At 62.4% G+C, this 3,466-nt stretch carries 4 protein-coding genes and 1 pseudogene; 4 read left to right on the top strand and 1 reads right to left on the bottom strand.

The features are described 5' to 3' along the window. From ACE3UY_RS06710 to ACE3UY_RS06725, 4 genes are all read left to right on the top strand, one after another. The coding region (locus ACE3UY_RS06710) for a serine/threonine-protein kinase (protein ID WP_374686775.1) at window positions 1–637 on the top strand (637 nt) is incomplete at its 5' end. 2 nt (window positions 638–639) lie between these two features. Next, window positions 640–975: a helix-turn-helix domain-containing protein gene (locus tag ACE3UY_RS06715; RefSeq protein WP_374686776.1), complete on the top strand. Its 336-nt coding sequence runs from the start codon at window positions 640–642 to the stop codon at window positions 973–975. Window positions 976–1,144: 169 nt separating this feature from the next. Beyond that, complete coding sequence (locus ACE3UY_RS06720; RefSeq protein ID WP_374686777.1) at window positions 1,145–2,245, top strand: ABC transporter ATP-binding protein; 1,101 nt, start codon at window positions 1,145–1,147, stop codon at window positions 2,243–2,245. 96 nt (window positions 2,246–2,341) lie between these two features. Continuing rightward, window positions 2,342–2,743 carry a hypothetical protein gene (locus ACE3UY_RS06725; RefSeq protein WP_374686778.1) on the top strand — a complete coding sequence of 134 codons (402 nt, stop codon included), beginning with the start codon at window positions 2,342–2,344 and terminating at the stop codon, window positions 2,741–2,743. A gap of 45 nt (window positions 2,744–2,788) precedes the next feature. Here ACE3UY_RS06725 and ACE3UY_RS06730 read toward each other — a convergent pair. Further along, window positions 2,789–3,466 (bottom strand): annotated as a pseudogene (locus tag ACE3UY_RS06730) (FAD-binding protein); the annotation flags it as partial.

Here is a 3,466-nt window from a genome sequence, read left to right on the forward strand (position 1 = left end):
CCGCGACCAGGGGCGGAACTTGAGCGAGGCGACCGTCCTCAGTTGGGCGGCGCAGATCATCGACGCGCTGAGCTATCTCCACCGCCAGTCGCCGCCCGTCGTCCATCGCGACATCAAGCCCAGTAACATCAAGCTGACGCCCGACGACCGCATTAAGCTGGTCGATTTTGGCCTGGTGAAGCTGCTGGCTCAGGATGAGGCCCGGACGATTACGGTAGTACAGGGGCGCGGGACGGCGCTCTATACCCCGCTGGAGCAGTACGGCGGCGACGTGGGCCACACCGACGGGCGCACCGACATCTACGCGCTCGGCGCGACGCTCTATCACCTGCTGACCGACTTCCCGCCGCCCGACGCCAAGACGCGCTTCCTCAACCCGCGCGCCCTGCGCCCGCCGGTTCAACTGAACGGTCACCTGTCATCCCACGTCATCGAGGCTATTTTGTGGGCGATGGAGATGCATCCTGACGACCGCCCCCAGACCGTCGAGGAGTTCGCAGACACACTCTTCGGCCGTCACGAACGGCCCCAGCCGACCACGGCGGCCACGTTGGAAGAGGCGTTGCGGGCCAACTGGCGGCCGGCCCTGCTCGCGTTGGGCTTATTCCTGCTGGCCGTCCTGCTGACCCTGATGTAGCGATGGACAAGCCGCGTCTATCCTGCCCACGTTGCTACAGCCAAAGCCGGCAAACCCGCGATGGCCGCACTCCCGCCGGCAGCCAGCGCTATCGTTGCGCCGCCTGTGGCTGCCGCTATACCCCTTTCCCACGCGAGCAGGGATATGCCGAAGATCTGCGCTTCCAGGCGCTTCAACTGTACCTGGAAGGGAACTCCATGCGCGAGGTCGCCCGGCTGCTGAACGTCAATCACCAGAGTGTCGCCAACTGGATGAAGGACTACGCCCGTTACCTGCCGCCCGATCTGCCGCCCGATATCGCCGAGTTGGCTCGCCTGGAGGGCCTGTTTGTCCTGTAGACGATGCCTGCCGCGATCACCACGTTTTTAGACAAAAACACCACACTATTAGACAACACCATTGACGCTCATCACAACGCCGCTATAGTTTTCTCATAAGCTGCACACCCGCTCGACTCCGGGCGGATGGAACAATCAGAGATCATTTCCCACAGTCAAGGAGAAAACGATGGCAAGTGTAAGCTTCCGGCACGTCTACAAGCGCTTCGGCGACGTCAGCGTCATCAAGGATTTCAACCTGGAGATCGCCGACAAGGAGTTCATGGTCTTCGTCGGTCCGTCCGGCTGCGGCAAGTCGACCAACCTGCGTATGCTGGCCGGCCTGGAAGAGATCTCGGACGGCGAAATCCTTATTGGCGACCGCGTTGTGAATGACGTGCCGCCGAAAGACCGCGACATCGCCATGGTATTCCAGTCCTACGCGCTCTATCCGCACATGAGCGTCTATGACAACATGGCCTTCGGCCTGAAGCTGCGCAAGATGCCCAAGGACGAGATTGACCGGCGCGTGCGGGAAGCGGCCGACAACATCGGCTTGCAGAACCTGCTGGATCGCAAGCCGAAGGCGCTCTCCGGCGGCCAGCGGCAGCGCGTCGCGCTGGGCCGGGCCATTGTGCGCGAGCCGGCCGTCTTCCTGATGGACGAGCCGCTCTCCAACCTGGACGCCAAGCTGCGCGTCTCGGCCCGCGCCGAGATCAGCAAGCTGCACCAGAAGTTGGGCACGACGTTCATCTACGTCACCCACGACCAGGTGGAAGCCATGACGATGGGCGACCGCATCGCCGTGCTGGCCGATGGCATCTTGCAGCAGGCCGACACGCCGCGCAACCTGTACAACTACCCGGTCAACGTCTTCGTCGCCGGCTTCATCGGTAGCCCGGCCATGAACTTCTTCAATGGCACGCTGGTCAGCGAGGAAGGACGCCAGTTCGTCGATACCGGCGACTTCCGCGTCCGCGTCCCCGAGGATCGCAAGCAATCCTTTGCCCCCTACGCCGGCAAGGAAGTGGTGATGGGCATCCGGCCGGAGCACGTCCACGCGCCGGAGTACGCGCCGGTCAACATCGACGGCGCACCCGTCAGCGCCACGGTGGAAGTGGTCGAGCTGCTAGGCCACGAGTTGCACCTGTACCTCAATTCGGGCAAGAACAGCCTCGTTGGCACGGTCGACCCGCGCTTCGCCGTTCACACCGGCAACAAGATCGACGTGGTCTTCGACATGAGCAACGTGCACCTGTTCGACAAGGCCACCGAGCTAGCGATCCGCTGAAAGAATTAAACGCGGATTCATACGGATTTGACGGATCACACGGATTGAACTGAACTCGATCCGTGATATCCGTCAAATCCGTGTTTCATTTCTTCCATGCCCGAAGCCCACTACGCGGTTGGTGAATCGTTTTCCTTGCACTTCGCCTGGCGGCTGCCGGAGGGGGAATACGTGCGCGCCGTGTTCCAGGCGGACGTACTCGACCTCGTGCCGGGGGCCGACAAGTACATCGTCCGCCTGGCCCAGCTGCTGGGCCGGCGCGAGGAGACGGCTGAGGGCGATCTGAAGCCGGCCGAGCAGTGGACGAACGCCTACTGGGAACTGGTTGATGGGCTTGTCGGTCGCAAGATCAGTGTTGCCTATGAGGCCGACAACAGTCGCGCCCTCTACCTGCGGCTGGCAACCCTGACCGGAGAGCACAACTACTTCAGCCGCTTCGAGAACGCGGAGGTCGTCGCCCGCGGGCTGAAAGCGCGGCGACAGAACAGTAAGCAGTAAGCAGTGAACAGTAGTCAGTACTGCTTACTGCTTACTGATCACTGCTTACTGTTCCTCGGGGAAAACGCGCCGCCACAAATCCGTCTCCAACACGCCCTCCGGGTCGCAGCGGCGCTTGAGGGCGCGGAAGGCGGCGATGCGCTCCTCGCCCAGATAGGCCCGGGCCACTTCCGGTCGCAGCGTGCTATCCTTGGCGAAGTAGAAGCGTCCGCCGGCGGCCAGAACGATCTCGTCCAACTCCCGCGTCAGCCACACCATCCGCTGCCGGTTCTCCCGCGTCATGCGGAAGTCCATCGCCATCGAGAAGCCATCGACCGCGTAACTCATCAGGAAGTTGTCGGGCCGATGGCGCTTCAACACGGTCAGATAGTTAGGCAAACCCCGCCGCTGGCAGAGCGTCAGAATGTCGTGGAAGGCGTCGTAGGCCGTCTCTTTGGGGATGAACGGCTGGTACTGGATGAGGCCGCCCGATCCGTAGGCGCGCTTGAAATCGGGGACGTAGTCGAGCAGAAAGTGAAACTGCACGTGCGGCTGGCGATAGCGGCTGACGCCTTTCACGCGGCCCATCAGGTATTTGCCCTGATTGACAAACCTCACCCCCAGGTCGCGCATCATCGGCGTCATGAACAGCCACAGGATCGAACGGGGCATCACGCCGAAGAGGTTGGGGCCAAGGTGCTGGTTCTCCAGGCGCAACGTCTGCGACGGGTTAGGATCCACTCC

Origin of the sequence: Promineifilum sp. (SeqCode) (genome assembly GCF_041918635.1) — a bacterium.
Taxonomy (GTDB): domain Bacteria; phylum Chloroflexota; class Anaerolineae; order Promineifilales; family Promineifilaceae; genus Promineifilum.